17 protein-coding genes and 5 tRNA genes are annotated in these 19,003 nt (G+C 36.6%); 16 read left to right on the top strand and 6 right to left on the bottom strand.

Going from position 1 to position 19,003, the window contains the following annotated elements; genetic code table 11:
• The first annotated feature begins 1 nt into the window (after window position 1).
• From pgsA to GWI68_RS12690, 6 genes are all read left to right on the top strand, one after another.
• A complete protein-coding gene (gene pgsA, locus GWI68_RS12715; protein WP_109407677.1) occupies window positions 2-550 on the top strand; it encodes a CDP-diacylglycerol--glycerol-3-phosphate 3-phosphatidyltransferase in 549 nt (182 codons plus the stop codon).
• Between the two features lie 141 nt (window positions 551-691).
• Window positions 692-767, top strand: a tRNA-Gly gene (locus tag GWI68_RS12710).
• Between the two features lie 25 nt (window positions 768-792).
• Window positions 793-866: transfer RNA gene (locus GWI68_RS12705), tRNA-Cys, on the top strand.
• Window positions 867-871: 5 nt separating this feature from the next.
• Window positions 872-958 (top strand) — tRNA-Leu (locus tag GWI68_RS12700).
• A gap of 126 nt (window positions 959-1,084) precedes the next feature.
• Window positions 1,085-1,171, top strand: a tRNA-Leu gene (locus tag GWI68_RS12695).
• 165 nt (window positions 1,172-1,336) lie between these two features.
• Window positions 1,337-1,423 (top strand) — tRNA-Leu (locus GWI68_RS12690).
• Window positions 1,424-1,474: 51 nt separating this feature from the next.
• Here GWI68_RS12690 and GWI68_RS12685 read toward each other — a convergent pair.
• The 3 genes from GWI68_RS12685 to GWI68_RS12675 all read right to left on the bottom strand — a co-directional run bounded on the left by GWI68_RS12685 (window position 1,475) and on the right by GWI68_RS12675 (window position 4,331).
• Window positions 1,475-2,644, bottom strand: coding sequence for an iron-containing alcohol dehydrogenase (locus tag GWI68_RS12685; RefSeq protein WP_166540524.1), 1,170 nt, complete (start codon window positions 2,642-2,644; stop codon window positions 1,475-1,477).
• 241 nt (window positions 2,645-2,885) lie between these two features.
• Window positions 2,886-3,797, bottom strand: coding sequence for an AraC family transcriptional regulator (locus GWI68_RS12680; protein WP_166540523.1), 912 nt, complete (start codon window positions 3,795-3,797; stop codon window positions 2,886-2,888).
• A gap of 168 nt (window positions 3,798-3,965) precedes the next feature.
• Window positions 3,966-4,331: a DUF305 domain-containing protein gene (locus GWI68_RS12675; protein ID WP_109407674.1), complete on the bottom strand. Its 366-nt coding sequence runs from the start codon at window positions 4,329-4,331 to the stop codon at window positions 3,966-3,968.
• 291 nt (window positions 4,332-4,622) lie between these two features.
• On the opposite strand from GWI68_RS12675, the gene GWI68_RS12670 reads away from it, so the two are divergent.
• From GWI68_RS12670 to GWI68_RS12650, 5 genes are all read left to right on the top strand, one after another.
• A complete protein-coding gene (locus GWI68_RS12670) occupies window positions 4,623-5,408 on the top strand; it encodes a class I SAM-dependent methyltransferase (protein WP_166540522.1) in 786 nt (261 codons plus the stop codon).
• A 203-nt stretch (window positions 5,409-5,611) separates the two neighbouring features.
• Window positions 5,612-6,031 carry a hypothetical protein gene (locus tag GWI68_RS12665; RefSeq protein ID WP_109407673.1) on the top strand — a complete coding sequence of 140 codons (420 nt, stop codon included), beginning with the start codon at window positions 5,612-5,614 and terminating at the stop codon, window positions 6,029-6,031.
• A gap of 461 nt (window positions 6,032-6,492) precedes the next feature.
• A complete protein-coding gene (locus GWI68_RS12660; protein WP_166540521.1) occupies window positions 6,493-7,722 on the top strand; it encodes a sugar transporter in 1,230 nt (409 codons plus the stop codon).
• A gap of 133 nt (window positions 7,723-7,855) precedes the next feature.
• On the top strand, window positions 7,856-8,188 hold the full coding sequence (locus GWI68_RS12655) for an SMR family transporter (RefSeq protein ID WP_072068325.1): 333 nt from the start codon (window positions 7,856-7,858) through the stop codon (window positions 8,186-8,188).
• 33 nt (window positions 8,189-8,221) lie between these two features.
• Entirely contained in the window at window positions 8,222-8,530 is a 309-nt protein-coding gene (locus tag GWI68_RS12650) for a DUF333 domain-containing protein (RefSeq protein WP_166540520.1), read from the top strand.
• A 74-nt stretch (window positions 8,531-8,604) separates the two neighbouring features.
• On the opposite strand, the gene dsbB is transcribed toward GWI68_RS12650, so the two are convergent.
• Window positions 8,605-9,129, bottom strand: a complete 525-nt coding sequence (gene dsbB / locus GWI68_RS12645) for a disulfide bond formation protein DsbB (protein WP_109407670.1) — start codon at window positions 9,127-9,129, stop codon at window positions 8,605-8,607.
• A 174-nt stretch (window positions 9,130-9,303) separates the two neighbouring features.
• Window positions 9,304-10,848, bottom strand: a complete 1,545-nt coding sequence (gene nhaB, locus GWI68_RS12640; RefSeq protein ID WP_166540519.1) for a sodium/proton antiporter NhaB — start codon at window positions 10,846-10,848, stop codon at window positions 9,304-9,306.
• Between the two features lie 233 nt (window positions 10,849-11,081).
• Between nhaB and fadR the strand changes: the two genes are divergently transcribed.
• From fadR to GWI68_RS12615, 5 genes are all read left to right on the top strand, one after another.
• On the top strand, window positions 11,082-11,801 hold the full coding sequence (gene fadR / locus GWI68_RS12635) for a fatty acid metabolism transcriptional regulator FadR (protein WP_109407668.1): 720 nt from the start codon (window positions 11,082-11,084) through the stop codon (window positions 11,799-11,801).
• Between the two features lie 472 nt (window positions 11,802-12,273).
• A complete protein-coding gene (locus tag GWI68_RS12630; protein WP_166540518.1) occupies window positions 12,274-13,578 on the top strand; it encodes a D-amino acid dehydrogenase in 1,305 nt (434 codons plus the stop codon).
• 13 nt (window positions 13,579-13,591) lie between these two features.
• A complete protein-coding gene (gene alr / locus GWI68_RS12625) occupies window positions 13,592-14,704 on the top strand; it encodes an alanine racemase (protein ID WP_166540517.1) in 1,113 nt (370 codons plus the stop codon).
• Window positions 14,705-14,753: 49 nt separating this feature from the next.
• A complete protein-coding gene (gene hypF / locus GWI68_RS12620) occupies window positions 14,754-17,057 on the top strand; it encodes a carbamoyltransferase HypF (protein ID WP_166540516.1) in 2,304 nt (767 codons plus the stop codon).
• 94 nt (window positions 17,058-17,151) lie between these two features.
• A complete protein-coding gene (locus GWI68_RS12615; protein WP_166540515.1) occupies window positions 17,152-17,904 on the top strand; it encodes a MipA/OmpV family protein in 753 nt (250 codons plus the stop codon).
• A 103-nt stretch (window positions 17,905-18,007) separates the two neighbouring features.
• On the opposite strand, the gene GWI68_RS12610 is transcribed toward GWI68_RS12615, so the two are convergent.
• Entirely contained in the window at window positions 18,008-18,892 is an 885-nt protein-coding gene (locus GWI68_RS12610; RefSeq protein ID WP_166540514.1) for a D-hexose-6-phosphate mutarotase, read from the bottom strand.
• Window positions 18,893-19,003 lie beyond the last annotated feature (111 nt).

Here is a 19,003-nt window from a genome sequence, read left to right as displayed (position 1 = left end):
TATGCAACTAAATATTCCAACTTGGCTAACTCTATTTCGTGTCGCTTTAATCCCATTCTTTGTTTTGGTGTTCTATTTACCATTCAAAGATGCTCCATTAGTATGTGCTATTATTTTTATGGTAGCCGCTGCAACTGATTGGTTTGATGGGTTTTTAGCACGTAGATTGAAACAAACTACTCGCTTTGGGGCTTTTCTTGACCCTGTGGCAGATAAAGTAATGGTTGCAACAGCACTTGTTTTAATTACAGAGTATTATCATGAGTGGTGGATAACTTTACCAGCAGCAACCATGATCGCTCGTGAAATAATTATCTCTTCATTAAGAGAGTGGATGGCAGAATTAGGGAAACGCAACAGTGTTGCTGTTTCTTGGATTGGAAAAGTGAAGACAACCGCACAAATGGGATCATTAGTTGTGTTATTATGGCGTCCTACGGTTGAAGCTGAATGGTTTGGATTTGCATTATTGTATATCGCAACCGTGTTGACTTTCTGGTCAATGTTTCAATATTTGAGCGCTGCATGGTCAGATTTGCGTGAAGCTTGATCGAAATGACTGAAAATTCACCGAACAGTCAAAAAGATGCAAATATAGTGTTGACTAGATTCAGGAAATCAGTAGAATGCAACGCATCGAAAGGCACAACGGTTTACAGAAATAAATAAGTAAATCAGCAAGTTCGGTAAAGCGGGAATAGCTCAGTTGGTAGAGCACAACCTTGCCAAGGTTGGGGTCGCGAGTTCGAGTCTCGTTTCCCGCTCCAATCTCTTATGAGATTGAGCAGTTGAGGCGCGTTGGCAGAGTGGTCATGCAGCGGATTGCAAATCCGTGTACCTCGGTTCGATTCCGGGACGCGCCTCCATTAATGCCCAGGTGGTGAAATCGGTAGACACAAGGGATTTAAAATCCCTCGGCTGTAAGGCTGTGCGGGTTCAAGTCCCGCCCTGGGCACCATCTCTTTTAGATAAAGAGTTTGGTGCAAAAGAAAAGTCCATTGTGAATGGCATTGTGCAGTAGTTAAGTCGTCCATACCAGTATTTATCTTAATTATAAGAATTTACGGACGCACCACAGAATTTAGCCCAGGTGGTGAAATCGGTAGACACAAGGGATTTAAAATCCCTCGGCTGTAAGGCTGTGCGGGTTCAAGTCCCGCCCTGGGCACCATATAAAACACGGACCTCAACTTAGGTCCGTTTTTTCTTCCACTAGCAACAAGTTAGTGAAAGAAAAGTAAAAGATTAAAGTTAGTGATTTTAGAAGTAAGTGCTTTAAATTTATTTGTTACCTTGTTTATTAACAATATTATCTGTAACAGATAAATACAATTTAGCCCAGGTGGTGAAATCGGTAGACACAAGGGATTTAAAATCCCTCGGCTGTAAGGCTGTGCGGGTTCAAGTCCCGCCCTGGGCACCATATAAAAAAGCGGACCTCAATGAGGTCCGTTTTTTTTGTATTTAAATCGTATTAAAAACAGTCTTCTAAGATAGTAAGCACATCTTTAGTTGTTAACTTTTTATAACCTTTACCAATAATTGTTGTGGATTGAGCAATACTTGGTAGCATTTCTTTTGTCGCACCTAGTGCTTCTAATGAAGTTACTATACCGCACTCTTTTGTGAAGCGTTCAAGTGCATCAATACCTTCAAGTGCAATTTGATCTTGATTTTTACCTTCAGTAGAAACTCCCCATACTTGAGTAGCAAAGCGTACAAACTTTTCAATGCCGAATTTATAGATAAGACGATAATAAGGCAGAGAAATTGCAGCAAGCCCCATTCCATGAGCACAATCGGTATAAGCACCTAATTGATGTTCAATCATATGAACTTGCCAATCTTGTGTTTTTGAAAGCCCTGTCAAAGTGTTTAATGCCAGAGTTGCATTCCACATCAGATTACTTCTTGCTTCATAATCAGTTGGATTTTTAAGTGCGATACGCAAATTATCAATAGAAGATTTTAATAAACTTTCAATTAAATAATCGGTTGTATTTGCGCCTTGATCTGAAAAGTATTGTTCCATCAGATGGGACATAGTGTCATATACGCCACTCACCATCTGATATTGAGAAACTGTAAAGGTATATTCTGGATTTAAAATTGAAAATTTAGGAAATACATTGGCTGGAAAAACACGGCCAATTTTATATTTTGTTTCTTCATGCGTAATGACTGAACCGCCATTCATTTCAGAGCCGGTTCCTACCATGGTAAGAATTGACGCGACAGGAATAATTTTATTTTCAATTTCTTGATATTCAATCCAATACTTTTGAAAAGGATCTTCATTTTCACAATAAGCAGAAACAGAGATGCCTTTGGCACAATCAATAACGGAACCTCCACCCACAGCTAAAATCAAGCTGACATTATGTTCACGTACTAATTGAGCGCCTTCCATCATTTTTGCATAGGTTGGATTAGGCATAACGCCAGATAACTCAACTACTTTTTTTCCTGCATGTTTTAGTATTGCCATGACCTCGTCATAAAGGCCATTAGATTTGATAGCATTACGGCCATACATCAGCATGATGGTTTCGCCATAATGTGATAATTCATCATTTAATTTAGCAAGAGAGTTCTTACCAAAATGAATGGTTGTCGGATTGTAGTAAGTGAAATCGAGTTGCATTTTGATATCCTATTGCAATATTAAGTTGATAGCTATCCCGTTGAAGTATAGTTTATTTTTCAACATCAAAAGATATGGTCTTTTTTGGGGTGATATAAATGCTATCGTTTTTGCATTTAGATATGAATGTCCGATCTTCTTAGTCTCTTGCCTATTTTTCCAAAAAACTAAAAAAATGATAATAAATAATATAAATAGACAATAATGATAAAACGATTGGGCTTATAAAAAGTGATTGTATTCAAACATTAGTAGATTCTTTGAGCATTTTAATATCAGTTGCAGGAGGTGCTCCAAATAATCGGCTATATTCACGACTGAATTGAGAAGGGCTTTCATAGCCAACACGAAATGTTGTTGTTATTGCCCCTAAATTTTCAGTTAACATTAATCGTCGAGCTTCGTTGAGGCGAAGTTTTTTCTGAAATTGGAGTGGTGTCATTGATGTCATTGTCCGAAAATGAGTATAAAAAGCAGATTTACTCATTCCTGTATATGAGGCTAATTCATTGATATTGAGTGGTTTTACAAAATTGTTTTTTAACCAATCAACGGCTTTTGATATTTGATGGCTATGACTACCCGCAGTAACGATTTGATTTAATCGCTCACCTTGCTCTGTTAGCAGCAAACGATAAAAAATCTCACGTTTTATACCTGGAGCAAGAATTTTAATACTATCAGGGGTATTAAGAAGATCGAGTAAGCGAATAAATGCATTTAATAGAGGCTCTGATAATTCACCAATTGCAATCCCTTTTTGAGCGTTTGAATTTAAATTAAATATTAATTCACTATCGACGATCAGTTGAGATATTTCTTGTAGATCTAATTCCATTACAAGCCCTAAAAAAGGTTTATCCTCACTGGCTTTCATAATATTTGCCATAACGGGAAGATCGATGGAAGAAATTAAAAAATGGTTGGCATCATAAATAAAACTTTCTTCCCCTAAAATCACTCTTTTTTCACCTTGAGCAATTAAGCATATACCTGACTTATGTGTATGACTGGTAATAGATGTAGGGGAAGTCCAGTGCGTTAGTGCTAATCCTGGAATTTGGCTATCAAAATAATGTGTATTATGAGTCCATTTTGCAATTTGCATGGCAAGTTTTTGGGTTAATAATGCCATGTTTTCTCTATTATTCATGTGGACTCCATACAGGGTAAAGCGAAAAATATTACTCCAATAGTAAAATTATAATGTATGAGATGAATATTAGACAATTATTTGATTTAGCTAGAATAGAAAATTTGGCAGGGAATATTAAAAATAAAACCGGCTATGATCTAAAAGATCATAGCCAATAGGAATCTATTACTTATTAGTTTTATTCTTTTCTAACCATTTTTGCATTTGTTCAATTTCAGGGCCTTGAGCATCAATAATGGCTTGAGCTAGCTTGCGCATTTCAGGATCTGTACCATATTTCAATTCAATTTTAGCCATATCGATAGCGCCTAAATGGTGGGCAATCATACCATCAGCAAAAGCAACATCTGCATTATCTGTGTTCATTCCTTTTGCCATATCAGCATGCATTTTATTCATAGATTCATTGAGCTCTTTTTGCATTGGAGAGCTATTATGTGATGTATCCATATTCATATGTGTATTGTTTGCCATTGCGCCAAAAGAAATAGCACTCATTAAAATAATAGTGGCAGGTAAAATCTTTTTCATAACAGTTTCCTTTACTTTATCGTGAAATTGTTATCACTCTAAAGATTCCCCTTAGGGGAAGGTCAATGTTGTTATCCAAAGTTTAATATTCTTTACTTTTAATGACGTAATTACAGAGTAGTTTATTTAACTCATTCTATTTCAATAAATTTCATCTTACATTTAAGAATTTATTTATTGTGCACTTTAAGATTTTATTTATAAAAAAACGAGAAAAGCAATGATAACTATTCCCATCAAATGTTTTTTATTATAAAGTTGCATTATTAATGCAACTTTATGGGTGGCAATATGGAAACTCAAACAACAACACAATCTATATCTCAAGAACAGTCAAAGGCAGGGCATACTTTTTTAGCTAGTTTAGGAAAAACACGCTTAAGACCGGGTGGTGTGGAGGCATCTGATTGGTTAATTAATAACGGGCATTTTACAACCTCAAGTTATGTTTTAGAGATTGCTTGTAATATGGCGACAACGTCAATTGAAATAGCACAAAAATATGGTTGTCACATTATTGCGATTGATATGGATGAAAAGGCATTAGCTAATGCACAACATAATGTTGAAAATGCGCAGTTATCACATTTGATTCAGCTAACAAAAGCCAATGCCTTATCTCTGCCTTTTCCCGACAATAGCTTTGATATTGTTTTAAATGAAGCGATGTTGACAATGTATGCGGATAAAGCCAAAGCTAAATTAGTAAAAGAATATTATCGTGTTTTAAAACCTGGTGGTTTGTTATTAACACATGATATTATGAAAAAAAATAATGATGTAGATAAAGATAATTTAATTGGGGTCGTAAAATCGAACGTGGCTCCTATGTTTAAGCAAGAGTGGCATGACTTGTTTGCTAATATTGGGTTTTCAGAAGTAAAAATGAAATCAGGCAATATGAGTCTAATGTCACCTACAGGTTTAATTCGTGATGAAGGTTTACTTAGAACCGCAAAAATAATTAAAAATGGGTTGAAAAACAAACAGAATAGAGAAAGGTTTCTATCCATGTTTCGTTTTTTTAGAGAAAACCGCCATAATTTAAATTATATTGCGTGTTGCTCTAAGAAATGATTTTTATCAAGATAAATTTATATATTGATTATAAGCACCTACAATTAGGTGCTTATTTTTTATAAAAATAAAATAAGAATAATTAGAACTGTATACCTCAGTAATAAAATGTAAAAAATAAAAAGAATCGTAATCCAGATTGAACCTGAATTATTTAAACTATATATATTAAAAACAGAGATAACTAATATGTGGAGTTAAAGATGAAACAGATACTCATTATTGCAGGGGGGCTTTTATCACTGACAATCATGTTGGCTATTTTTATTGCCATTTTAATGGTGTCTGTCTTTAAAGAAACAACAGCTGAACTTTGGAATGAAGGCCGTGAAGTCATTGAAAATTCATCATCAAAAATGAACGAAACTATTTCTACGGTAGAAGCAAAACGCGATACACTTATGGCTGTCTATAAGTCAAAAGAGAATAATGGTAGTTGCCAGCAATTAGCTCAAAAGCTAAATGAGGTTGATCATGCACTTTCTAATGGGCATTTAATTTTGCCTCGATCGGCTGTAGAACAAATAGCTACCATTAAAAATGCCTTTGATGAATCAACTTCGCCCACAAGAAACATAGCTTGCGAGCAAGCAATTCAAGTTATTGATAATTTAAGTCAGTAATTACTATATCCTTCCTATTTTTATTCGTTTTTCATATCAATATAAGAATATTTTTAATAAATAAATTAATATTTCTTATCTTAATTCAATGAATATACTGCGTATTTTTACTCGGATTTGTTTGTTTTTATTATTTTAATTAGATTGCGAATGAGATATTTATATCTGCAATCTTTGTATGCTTAGAATATGTTAACGTTAAAAAGAAGTTGCACTAGGGATTTAAAGTCATGAGATGAATATGCTAAAATTGATAGCTGATTCGCTTTAGCTACGAAGTTTAGTCATAATTTGGTTTGTTTTTTGTTTTTAAAAAACACATTTTTTGTATTTATGCCATTTTTTTATTACCAATAAACCTAAACTTTTTAGAGTAAGTGGACAAAGCGCGTTACATGAAGGCTTATATTATAAAGCAATGATATATACATCAATATTATTTAAGAAAGCATCGACTAATTATGAATATCGCAACACCAAACATAAATGAAGTAAGCCGCCAAACAGCGTGGGTCAGGGTAATAATATTGTCGTTTGCAGCTTTCGTTTTTAATACAACAGAATTTGTTCCTGTTGCTCTGTTAAGTGATATTTCTGAAAGCTTTGGAATGATCCCAGCTCAAACAGGTTTAATGATCACAATATATGCTTGGGTGGTTGCTTTAATGTCGTTACCATTAATGATAATGACAAGTAAAGTTGAACGCCGTAAGTTACTTATTATCTTATTTATTCTTTTTATTTTAAGTCATATTTTGTCTGGTTTAGCATGGGATTTTAACTCGTTGATTGCAGGGCGTATAGGCGTTGCTTTTTCTCATGCAGTTTTTTGGTCTATTACTGCCTCATTGGCAATTAGAGTCGCACCTCCTGGTAAACGAGCACAAGCATTAGGTTTATTAGCAACAGGAACAGCATTAGCTACGGTTCTCGGCTTACCTATTGGGCGTGTTGTTGGGCAATGGTTAGGATGGCGTGCAACTTTTATGGGAATTGGTATTTTAGCTTTAATTACCATGTTTGCATTAATGCGTTATTTGCCTTTATTACCCAGTGAGCATTCAGGTTCATTAAAAAGTGTACCTGTATTATTAAAACGCGGGCCATTAATGGGGATTTTCCTGTTAACAGTTATTGCCGTTACTGCACATTTTACGGCTTATAGTTATATCGAGCCTTTTGTTATTGATATTGCAAAATTAAATCAAAACTTTGCTACGTTAGTTTTACTTATTTTTGGTGGTGCTGGTATTATTGGCAGTGTGCTATTTAGTCGTTATAGTGCCAAGTTGCCAACATCATTTTTATTTTTTGCACTAATTTTACTTACTGCTTGCTTAAGTTTATTAATGATAAGTAGCCAAAATTTAACGACATTCATTGTGTTGATTATATTTTGGGGGATTGGTTTTATGTGTATCGGCCTTGGTATGCAAGTTAAAGTGATTGATTTAGCTCCCGATGCAACAGATATCGCGATGTCTATTTATTCTGGTATTTTTAATATTGGCATTGGTGCAGGGGCTTTGATTGGTAATCAAGTTATCTTACATGCGGGTATGCCAAATATGGGTTATGCAGGAATGATATTAAGCATTATTGCTGTTATTTGGTGTGGCTTTATTTTTAGCCGTTATCGCGTTTCTATGGGGGGAAAGCCCCGTAAAAAGAATCAGCTTCATCAACACTAAATAAGTATTTTTATTTTAAAAGGCATCTATTCAATATGAAAGATGCCTTTTTTATTTGTTGTAGATGAATATCCTTAATATGGCTTGTGATAGAATTCACAAAATTGACTTTATATAAGATTAAGGCGAAAAAATGAATGGATTAACTTATCTAATGTTGGCGATTATATCGGAAGTGATTGCGACAACAATGTTAAAAGCCTCTGAAGGCTTTAGTCGATTATATCCATCAATTGTTGTTGTCATTGGCTATTGTTTTTCTTTTTGGGCACTTTCTCAAGTGGTAAGAGTTATGCCTTTGGGTATTGCTTATGCAATATGGAGTGGTTTAGGGATAGTGTTAGTCTCTGTTGCGGCAGTTTTTATCTATCAACAAAAACTTGATTTACCTGCCATTATTGGTATGGGATTGATTATTGCTGGTGTTTTAGTCATAAACTTACTCTCAAAAAGTGCTTCACACTAATAGTGAATAACAGCAGACATTAGGGTGCCTTTGATGCAAAAAAAATTTAAAACAACATGTTATCTGTTTATGTTAGTTGGCTTTGGTTTTATTGCAGGATGCAGTAGTTCAACCCAGACAGAATATTCATCAACACAAGCAGTGAATAAAAGCAGAACAATACCGACAACAAGTCTTAGTGTTCCTTTAGATGAATCGGCTAAGGCAACATGTGTTTTTTCAGGAGGGATACCTTCTTTAAACTATGAATTACATGGTGGGCAGACACCTGTGTGTCAGTTTGCTAATGGTAAACGCTGTAGTGAACAGGCTTTAATTGAAGGTGCTTGTATTCCAGGTTAGAACTATTTAGTCAATGTTGAAGTTTTATTTTTCGACAATAAATAGCCCTTAGTGTGTTACTAAGGGCTATTTTTTTATTCTTTTGATTTAAAAGAACTTGTGATTTGGCTCATTAAGACCAATAGACCCACAACAAAATAAGCAGAGAAAATAATTAGCATCCACTGAGGCATTTCTAATGTTAAGAATTGCCATTGGCTGACAGAGCAGTCACCCGTTGCTTGGAATACAGCAGGGAACCAATTTTGTAATGCAAACCAAGAAGGTAATGTGACAAAGAAGTCACATGTTGCAAAAGGTGATGGATTAAGAATAAGTTGCGTATGCTCCCAAGCCAATTCAATGCCTCGGTAAGCTGAATAAAGCCATAAAAAACTACCTGCCATACGCATGAGTGCCATTTTGGGTGCGCTTGCACCAATAAATGCGGCAACTAATATTCCTAATACTGCGATGCGTTGATAAACGCACATCACACAAGGCATTAATTCCATTCCGTACTGAAAATACAATGCAGCACCTTCAAGACCTATTGCTGTTAATGCAAGCAATAGCCATGAAAAACGGCGTTGTGACCAGTGACGAAGAGCAGTCAGCATAATAATGTCCATTTAAATATTAAAATAAGTGTCTATTTTGCCCAAAATTCAAGTGCAAAAAAAGTTAAAACCTGTTATTTCACAAATATTTACATTCAACCTTCTTTTAATGAAAAAAATAGGACTTTTATCAAGTAAAAGTCCTATTTATGTGGTGTAACTGTAGAACTATTGTTATGGAATAGCAACTAAGCCTATTTCATAAAACCAATGTGTTGTAGGAACTAGCCAGAATTCAACCGCTAGTAGACCAAATAATGTCATTACAATAGTATATGGCAGAGCCATTATTACCATTCGTCCATACGATAAACGAATAAGTGGAGATAGCGCAGAGGTTAATAAGAATAGGAATGCAGCTTGGCCATTAGGTGTGGCAACAGAAGGTAAGTTTGTACCTGTATTAATAGCAACACCAATATGTTCATATTGTGATTGACTAATTAATCCATCTTGTAAGGCCGTTAAGGCTTCGCTGATATAAACAGTACCCACAAAAACGTTATCTGAAATGGCAGACAATAGACCATTAAACAGATAGAAGAGAGAGAGCTGTGAGGACTCTGAAGCTTGGAGAACAAACTGAATAATTGGGCCGAATAATTGTTGGTCAATAATAACTGCAACAATTGAGAAGAAAACGGTCAATAATGCAGTGAAAGGTAAGGCTTCTTCAAATGCTTTACCGAGCGCATGCTCTTCTGTAACACCACAAAATGTAGTCGCAAGAATGATAACAGATAAACCAATAATACCGACTTCTGCTAAATGAAGAGCTAAAGCAACAATTAACCAAATCCCAATTAATGCTTGAATCATCAATTGTGCTTTTTCTTGAGAAGTGCGTTTTTCACTGTTTTTCTTATCGTATTCAGTTAAAACTTTACGAACTAAATCAGGTAATTCAGCACCATAACCAAAAAGCTTAAAGCGCTCAACCAAATAGCACACAGCAAGGCCTGCAAAGAAAACAGGAATTGTTACAGGTGACATTCGAATAAAGAAAGTCACAAAATCCCATTCTAAATGTTTTGCAATAATCAGGTTTTGCGGTTCACCTACCATGGTCATTACGCCACCTAATGCAGTACCTACACCAGCATGCATCATTAAGCTACGTAAGAAAGCACGGAATTGTTCTAAGGTTTGTTTTTTCTCTGCGGTATCAATAAATCCATCATTATTTAGCTCTGTTCCTGCTTGGTTAGAGGCGAAATTATGATAAATAGAGTAGAAACCGAGAGAAACACTGATCACAACAGCGATAACGGTTAAAGCATCTAAAAAGGCAGATAAAAATGCACTTGCGAAGCAAAAAGCAATAGATAACATTCGTTTAGAACGAATGGATAAAAGCAGTTTGGTAAAAGCAAAAAGTAATAATTGCTTCATAAAATAGATACCCGCAACCATAAAGACTAAAAGTAAAATAACTTCAAGGTTGTTGGCAATTTCATGACCAATTTGTTTTGGGCTAGTCATTCCAATAATGACAGCCTCAATGGCAAGTAGTCCTCCTGGTTGTAATGGGTAACACTTTAACGCCATAGCTAGAGTGAAAATAAATTCTACAACTAATAGCCAACCGGCGACAAAAGGGTCAACAAAGAAAAAAATCAGTGGGTTGATAATTAAAAAAGTAAGAATAGCAAGTTTATACCAATCGGGAGAGTTTCCCATAAAGTTCTTCAGTAGTGCTTGTCTTATACTCATATCCATTAGGTTTCTCATCCTCCAAACAGAGATTTTAAGCGCAATCATGCGCGATCTAACCATAGTACGCGTTAATTGCTGTGAAATTAAGCGCGTTAGTAATAATAAATTGATAAAACAACATCAGGTTTTATGATGCCACTCACTATTTAATGATGGTTGAGCTATATCAAAATTCCGCATTCTGATATTATCTTTTTCATTATTAGCAGAAAAATCGCTTCGGAAGAAATAAAAATATGGTTATTAAGGCTCAAAGCCCCGCAGGTTTCGCGGAAGAGTATATTGTTGAAAGCATCTGGAATAATCGTTTTCCCCCTGGTTCTATCCTACCAGCGGAACGTGAACTATCTGAATTAATTGGTGTAACAAGAACCACATTAAGAGAAGTATTACAGCGTCTTGCTCGTGATGGATGGTTAACGATCCAACATGGAAAGCCAACAAAGGTAAACAATTTCTGGGAAACATCTGGCCTTAATATTCTTGAAACTGTAGCTCGTCTCGATCATGATCGTGTACCGCAATTAATTGATAATTTATTGGCGGTAAGAACTAATATTTCAGCTATTTTTATCCGCACTGCGTTTAGAAGCAATCCTGAAAAATGTATTGAAGTTTTAAACCATGAGCTTACCACTGAAAATAGTGCTGATGAGTTTAGTGAACTGGATTACAACATTTTTCGTGGCTTAGCTTTCGCATCAGGCAATCCAATTTATGGCCTTATCCTCAATGGTTTAAAAGGTCTGTATACGCGTGTTGGTCGTTACTATTTTTCAAATATTCAAGCCAAAGAGCTTGCTTTAGCATTCTATAAAAAATTAGCTGCATTGTGTGAACAGAAAGATGTTGAGCATGTAATGGAGTGCGTTCGCCAATATGGTAAAGACAGTGGGATTATCTGGCAAAGCTTGCAATCACCACTCCCTAGTGATTTGGAAGAAATTAAACGCTAATTTTTGCGGTTTTTGTCATAATAGAAAAAACCAGTATCCTCATTGATTTGTGATACTGGTTTTTTTATGCTTTTAAAAAACAAAGTGTCATATTTTAGGCAATGCTTTAAATAGGCTAATTTTAGTAAAAAGAGTTACCAAAGTTAGTTAATTAAAAAATTATAATCTAATGTTTTTGCTGTATTTGGTTTTTAATAAAACTCACGCTCGGGTTTTCTACGGATTAAATTCTCATCAAAGTAAATTAATTTATTAACAAATATTCTTATAATTTATATATAAAAAAATATCTTGTTGATTTTATTTGTTAATTTGACAATTTTCGTTAAAAATTACTTATTCAATATTAGCCAAATGTGACTTAACTCTAAAATTTGCTTTTTTATTCGCCTAGATGATTATTCTATATTGGCTTTTTGTGTATGGAATATTACTCTTATGTTATATCAATGTAAATTATTGGAGTCTTGCCATGAAAGTGATCATCTTAGGTGGCGGCGTTATTGGTGTAACAAGTGCGTGGTATCTTGTGCAGCAAGGGCATGAAGTCATTGTTGTTGACAGACAAAATAGTGCAGCAGAAGAAACCAGTGCGGGTAATGCTGGTCAGATATCGCCAGGATATGCAACCCCTTGGGGCGCTCCGGGTATTCCATTAAAAGCAGTAAAATGGATGTTCCAGAAACATGCACCTTTAGCCATTAAACCGGACGGTTCACTTTTCCAATTACGCTGGATGTGGCAAATGTTACGTAATTGTGATGCATCACATTACACTATGAATAAAAGTCGTATGGTGCGCATTGCTGAATATAGCCGTGATTGTATTCGTCAGTTGCGTCAAGATACGGGAATAGAATATGAAGGGCGCCAAGGGGGAACTCTTCAACTTTTCCGTGATCAAAAGCAATTTGATAATGCCGCCAATGATATTGCTGTCTTAAAGCAAGAAGGCGTTGCTTATGAATTATTGACGGCAGAGCAACTTAAATTCGCAGAGCCTGCATTAGAGCATGTTAGTCATAAACTCACCGGTGGTTTGCGTTTACCGAATGATGAAACAGGTGACTGCCAAATTTTTACGAAAAAACTCGCTAAAATGGCAGAAGACGCGGGTGTTACATTCTTATTTAACAAAGAAATCAAACATTTGTTATTTGATGGTGATAAAGTAGCGGGCGTTCAATGCCATGATGGATTACTTACTGCGGATCATTACGTTGTCGCAATGGGTTCTTATTCAACGGAATTTCTGAAAAATAAAGTCGCCATTCCTGTTTATCCGCTTAAAGGTTATTCACTCACGATGCCGATTATTGATGCTTCAAGAGCACCAACATCAACTATTCTCGATGAAACCTATAAAATAGCAGTAACTCGTTTTGATGAGCGAATTCGTGTTGGTGGAATGGCAGAAGTTGTTGGTTTTAATTTGAATGTTTTAAAATCGCGCTGTGAAACATTAAAAATGGTTGTACAAGATCTCTATCAAGGTGGTGGCGATATAGAAAAAGCTACATTCTGGACAGGACTAAGACCTATGACACCAGATGGTACGCCTATTGTAGGGCCAACGGCTTATCGTAATTTATCTTTAAATACGGGACATGGCACATTAGGTTGGACGATGGCATGTGGCTCTGGGCAATTATTGGCTGATTTAATTTCAGGAAATAAACCTGCGATTGCTGCTGATGATTTATCTGTATTTCGTTATATCGATGGCTTTAATACTAAATTGCTCTTACCGGGGCAAAAGCTTGATGCTGCTTATTAATTGAGGAAAAAACATGTCCAGACCCACAAAAGTAACCATTAACCTCGATGCATTAAGCCATAACCTGTCTGTTATCAAAGAGAGAGTAAAAGGTAGCAAAGTGTGGTCTGTTGTGAAAGCAGATGCTTATGGACACGGATTATCCTGTGTTTGGCCAGCATTGAGTCATACGGATGGTTTTGCATTAATTGAATTAGACAAAGCCATTATGCTAAGAGAGCAAGGATGGGTTGGCCCCATCCTTTTACTTGAAGGTTTTTTTAAACCTGAAGATGTTTATTTATTAGAACGTTATTCTCTAACAACAACAGTACATTCTGATTGGCAATTTGATGCCATAGAAAAAGCACAATTAGAACGCCCCATTAATATCTATCTTAAACTTAATAGTGGAATGAATAGATTAGGTTATCGTTCTGATATTTATCAACAAGCTATCGCCCGCGCTAAAAGCATCAATAACATTGGTTCTATTATTCAAATGTCGCATTTTGCTAATGCAGATACAGGACTGAATATGGATGCGCAAAAAGCGGTAATTAATCAAGCGATGGTCAAAGAATTACCTCGATGCTTAGCAAATTCGGCAGCAACGTTGTTTAACCCTGAAACATATCAAGATTGGGTGCGACCAGGCATTATTTTATATGGTGTTTCGCCTTCGGGTGTTTGGCAAGATATTGCTGATTTCGATTTACAACCCGTAATGACATTTAATAGTGAGATATTAGCCATTCAACAAGTGAAAAAAGGTGAGCCAATAGGCTATGGCAGTCGATATATTGCTGAGCGTGATATGCGAATAGGGGTTGTTGCCTGTGGTTATGCCGATGGTTATCCTAGACATGCGCCAGATGGTACACCAGTCATTGTTAATGGGCATAAAACCCAATTAGTAGGGCGTATTTCGATGGATATGTTAACCATTGATGTTACGGATTTCCCTGATATCAATTATGGTAGCCCAGTTGAATTATGGGGTGAACAACTACCTGTTGACGATGTTGCAACGGCCTGTGGCACTATTGGCTATGAGTTACTGTGTGCAATAGCGCCTCGAGTTACAGTTGAAGTGATGATAAATTTACCTAATTCCACTTTTTCTGATCTAAATGAAAGTTGTTGATAATCACTAAACTAGAATAAGCTTAAATTTATTTTGATTTGGTGATCCTATGAGTAACGGCATTGCATTGCGTGTGAAAGGTAAGGTTCAAGGCGTGGGTTTTCGTCCATTTGTTTGGCAATTAGCCCATCGTTTTGGTTTATTCGGGCAAGTGAGTAATGACAGTTTAGGTGTATTGGTGCATTTAACGTCTTCACCTAAAAATACACTTTTTATCGAAGCACTAAAAGCTGAATGCCCTCCATTAGCGCGCATTGAACGTATAGAAGAATCACCCTATCAATGGGAACAGTTACCGACAGACTTTATTATTGTAAAAAGTGGTGGCGGTGAAATGGATACACAAGTGGTACCTGATGCCACGACTTGCAAAGCATGTATTGATGAACTGTTTGATCCCCAAAACCGTCGTTTTCATTATCCTTTTATTAACTGCACACACTGTGGACCTCGTTTTACTATCATAAAAAAAATGCCTTATGATAGGCCATTTACCTCGATGTCTAAATTTCCATTTTGCCCTGAATGTAAACATGAATATGAAGATCCTGCAGACAGACGATTCCATGCTCAGCCTAATGCGTGTCCTGTCTGTGGGCCTTATATTTGGCTTGCGAATGAGCAGGGGGAAGAGTTTGCAATCAAAGAATTTGCATTAACTCAAGCCTGCGAAGCGTTACTTGCTGGAAAAATTGTTGCTGTTAAAGGTATTGGTGGTTTTCATTTAGTATGTGATGCACGTAATAATGAGAGCGTTGCATTACTACGAAAACGCAAATACCGACCTGCGAAGCCATTAGCTGTGATGATCACTGGAATTGATCAAATTAAAGAAGATAATCAAGATCCTGATTTTCTTCCAACCGCTATCCAAACTCTGCAAAGCACTGCGGCTCCAATTGTATTAGTCCCTAAAACGGTTGCGCCTAAACTTGCGGAGCTTATTGCGCCAGGATTAACTGAAATTGGTGTTATGTTGCCAGCCAATCCATTACAACATTTATTAGCGCGCGGCACGAATATTCCACTGGTTATGACATCAGGAAATGCATCTGGTCACACTCCTGCATTAAGTAACGAAGATGCTTTAATGCAGCTTCACGATATTGCTGATCTATTCTTGATGCATAATAGAGAGATTATACAGCGAGCTGATGATTCATTAGTGCGTATTGAAGATAAGCAGAGTGTTATGATCCGCCGTTCTCGTGGCTATGTTCCTGATGCTATTTCATTACCTGACGATTTTGAACCACAACCCTCAGTGCTTGCAATGGGGGGGGATCTCAAAAATGTATTTTGCTTATTACGTCAGCATCAAGCCATTATGGGGCCTCATTTAGGGGATCTTGATGATTTAAGTGTACGCCAACAACTGATGAAATCATTAGATCTTTTTCAGCAAATTTATCGCTTTACGCCTAAAGCAATTGCGGTAGATGCACATCCTAATTACATTAGTCATCAACTGGGTAAACAATTTGCTCAAGAACAAAATATTCCTCTCATTGAAGTTTTTCACCATCATGCGCATATTGTTTCTTGTCTAGCTGAACATGGACATACCCATCAGCAAGGTGCTGTAGTAGGCATTGCACTTGATGGTTTAGGCTATGGGCAAGATGGTTCTTTATGGGGGGGAGAATGCCTACGGGTGGATTATCAAAAATCAGAACGAATAGGTGGGCTTCCTGCAGTTGCTATGCCTGGGGGAAATTTAGCTTCGATTCAACCTTGGCGAAACTGGTTCGCACATTTAGCTACTTTTTCTAAGAATTGGCAAGGTAGTGTTATCACCCAATTGATACCTAGTAATGATTTGCAAATATTAAGTAAGGCAGTAGAACGTGGTTTAAATTCGCCTAAAGCCTCTTCTTGTGGGCGTTTATTTGATGCGGTTTCAGCATCATTAGGATTAGCTCCTAAAGAAATAAGTTGGGAGGGTGAAGCAGCCAGTTACCTACAAACAGCAGCATTAGCGTGTCAAAAAGAAAAACAAACGGAAATTATCAAGCAATATGGGCATTTAATGCCTATAAAGAATAACTTGCTTGAACTGTCTGTTTTTTGGTCGCAATGGGAAAGTGTGAAGCTCAATGTCAGTGAAAAGGCGTGGCTATTTCATTATTTATTAGCTGAAAGTTTAGGCAATATTGCATTGCAATATGCCGATGAACATCAGATTGAGACCGTTGTACTTACGGGCGGTGTGTTAAATAACACATTACTCAAACATATGTTTAAGAAAAAATTAAACAATAAAAAAGTACTAACCCCTATGATGTTGCCCGTTGGAGACGGTGGTATTGCATTAGGGCAAGCACTGATTGCTACACATTTAATGCAAAACTAAAATAATTATAGGTAAAATAATATCGGTTCTAGTTAATTGTGACTGAAATTGGTTTTTGGTTGCTACTTTATTAATGACAATATGGAAAATCATCGTGAGTAATAAGAAGATTATCATTTCTTTAGCCGTTATTGCAGGACTTAGCACACCAGCAGCATTTGCTGGAGAATGGTCAATTGGTGGCTCAGTCTTAGCACAAGTCACTCCTTATAAAGGGGCTAAATCAAAAGATTATTTATTACCCGTGCCACAAGTTAACTACCAATCAGAAAATTTCTATTTTGCGACATTAGCCGCAGGGTATTACTTGTGGAACACACCTAAAGATAAACTTTCTGTTGATTTGCACTATTATCCTCAAGCTTATAAACCAAGTGATAGCGATGACGAGCAAATGAAAAAATTGAATCGTCGTCGTGATACTATGATGGGGGGGGTTACTTATAAACACCATGAATCATGGGGTAGCTTAAGAGCGATTGTTTCTGGTGATATGCTGGGTAAAAGTAATGGTATTATTGCTGATGCTGCCTATTTATATCCTTTCGAATTAGGTAATTGGTCTTTCCAACCTGGTGCGGGTATTGTTTGGGAAAACAAAAAGCAAAATCGTTATGCGTATGGTATTACTCATGCAGAATCACAGCGTAGTGGTTTAGCTGAATACACACCAAATGATAGTTGGAGACCTTATTTCGAGATTTCTGCCAACTACAAATTTGCTGAAAAATGGAACTTCTTTGCTATGGGGCGTGTTGACCATTTACCAAGTGAAGTTAAAGACAGCCCAATGGTGAATAAGTCTGTAACTGCGATTGTGTGGACTGGTGTGACTTATACATTCTAATCAATGTCTGTATGACGCTATAGATATTTTAATAGGCTATTTATGACAAAAAAGCTTCGATTTAAACCTCGAAGCTTTTTTATTTGTAATATGTGAATAATATTTATTTTTCAGCAATATTTTTACGAACACGTACTACCAAAGATAAACGACCAGGATGCACATTGTCTGGTTTTAATGGTTTATGGATACGTGCAGTTTCTACACAAGCCATTTTACGATAGCCGCCTGCACTCATATCTTTCATTGAACTTGCAAGCTCTGCGCCGGGGTTCCAGCACACCACATCACTATGGTGATAATGATGAACTTCAATTGTGCGATCCCAACCATCATCATGAATAAGATTAAAATCGTCAGGCTCTGTGTAAAGCCTGTCAGTGCGTCCATTAAAATGTAATGCGGTTTCATCAGTATAGACTTCTTTGTCCGCTACAGTGTCAATGTAGTGGCCTCCTAATCCGGTAACGGAGACATTATCAATATCACTCACATTAAAATAAGAGTGAAGGGCAGCTGTTGCTTCATAATCACCGTAAGATTCTAATTCTACTTCACAAGTTGCCCCTAATTTAAAACGAGCAATTAAAGTAAACGGATGAGGCCAATATTTTTGTGTTTGTTGGCTCTCTTTTAGTGTCATTGTAATAAGTACGCCGTCATCTTGTTCTGTGTGAGCGCTAAATTCCCAAGGTAGAATACGTGCAAATCCATGACTAGGTGTACCTGCTGAAGCGAACCAAGGCCAGCAAATAGGGATACCGCCACGAATGGCAACACCGGGAGTGAATAGAGATGCTTCACTGAGCCAAAAGACAGGGTGTTCTTGTGCTGGTTGCCAAGCAATTAAATGTGCACCTTGAAGGCTAATAGCTGCTCGTACTTTAGGATGTGAAATAACAAGGATAGGAAGTTCACCTAATTGCCGACGACTTAAATAAGGTGATATTTGTTCAATAATCGGCAATGAAAATATTTTCTCGTTCATTATCTTTTGGCCTTCTGTCACTGACTATTTCAATACAATAAACTGACTGGCTGGAAAATAAAAGAGCCACCTAAAAGGTGGCTCTAAGCAAAATCTTGATTTACTAGGCTC

The organism is Proteus sp. G2669 (genome assembly GCF_009915245.1).
Classification (GTDB): domain Bacteria; phylum Pseudomonadota; class Gammaproteobacteria; order Enterobacterales; family Enterobacteriaceae; genus Proteus.
Note: the sequence above shows the minus strand (reverse complement) of the source record. Positions and strands in the feature narration are given on the sequence as shown.

Excerpts from the sequence above, each read along its gene's own strand:
- pgsA (WP_109407677.1), top strand. The coding sequence starts at position 2 with ATGCAACTAAATATTCCAACTTGGCTAACTCTATTTCGTGTCGCTTTA.
- GWI68_RS12685 (WP_166540524.1), bottom strand. The coding sequence starts at position 2,644 with ATGCAACTCGATTTCACTTACTACAATCCGACAACCATTCATTTTGGT.
- GWI68_RS12680 (WP_166540523.1), bottom strand. The coding sequence starts at position 3,797 with ATGAATAATAGAGAAAACATGGCATTATTAACCCAAAAACTTGCCATG.
- GWI68_RS12675 (WP_109407674.1), bottom strand. The coding sequence starts at position 4,331 with ATGAAAAAGATTTTACCTGCCACTATTATTTTAATGAGTGCTATTTCT.
- GWI68_RS12670 (WP_166540522.1), top strand. The coding sequence starts at position 4,623 with ATGGAAACTCAAACAACAACACAATCTATATCTCAAGAACAGTCAAAG.
- GWI68_RS12665 (WP_109407673.1), top strand. The coding sequence starts at position 5,612 with ATGAAACAGATACTCATTATTGCAGGGGGGCTTTTATCACTGACAATC.
- GWI68_RS12660 (WP_166540521.1), top strand. The coding sequence starts at position 6,493 with ATGAATATCGCAACACCAAACATAAATGAAGTAAGCCGCCAAACAGCG.
- GWI68_RS12655 (WP_072068325.1), top strand. The coding sequence starts at position 7,856 with ATGAATGGATTAACTTATCTAATGTTGGCGATTATATCGGAAGTGATT.
- GWI68_RS12650 (WP_166540520.1), top strand. The coding sequence starts at position 8,222 with ATGCAAAAAAAATTTAAAACAACATGTTATCTGTTTATGTTAGTTGGC.
- dsbB (WP_109407670.1), bottom strand. The coding sequence starts at position 9,129 with ATGCTGACTGCTCTTCGTCACTGGTCACAACGCCGTTTTTCATGGCTA.
- nhaB (WP_166540519.1), bottom strand. The coding sequence starts at position 10,848 with ATGGATATGAGTATAAGACAAGCACTACTGAAGAACTTTATGGGAAAC.
- fadR (WP_109407668.1), top strand. The coding sequence starts at position 11,082 with ATGGTTATTAAGGCTCAAAGCCCCGCAGGTTTCGCGGAAGAGTATATT.
- GWI68_RS12630 (WP_166540518.1), top strand. The coding sequence starts at position 12,274 with ATGAAAGTGATCATCTTAGGTGGCGGCGTTATTGGTGTAACAAGTGCG.
- alr (WP_166540517.1), top strand. The coding sequence starts at position 13,592 with ATGTCCAGACCCACAAAAGTAACCATTAACCTCGATGCATTAAGCCAT.
- hypF (WP_166540516.1), top strand. The coding sequence starts at position 14,754 with ATGAGTAACGGCATTGCATTGCGTGTGAAAGGTAAGGTTCAAGGCGTG.
- GWI68_RS12610 (WP_166540514.1), bottom strand. The coding sequence starts at position 18,892 with ATGAACGAGAAAATATTTTCATTGCCGATTATTGAACAAATATCACCT.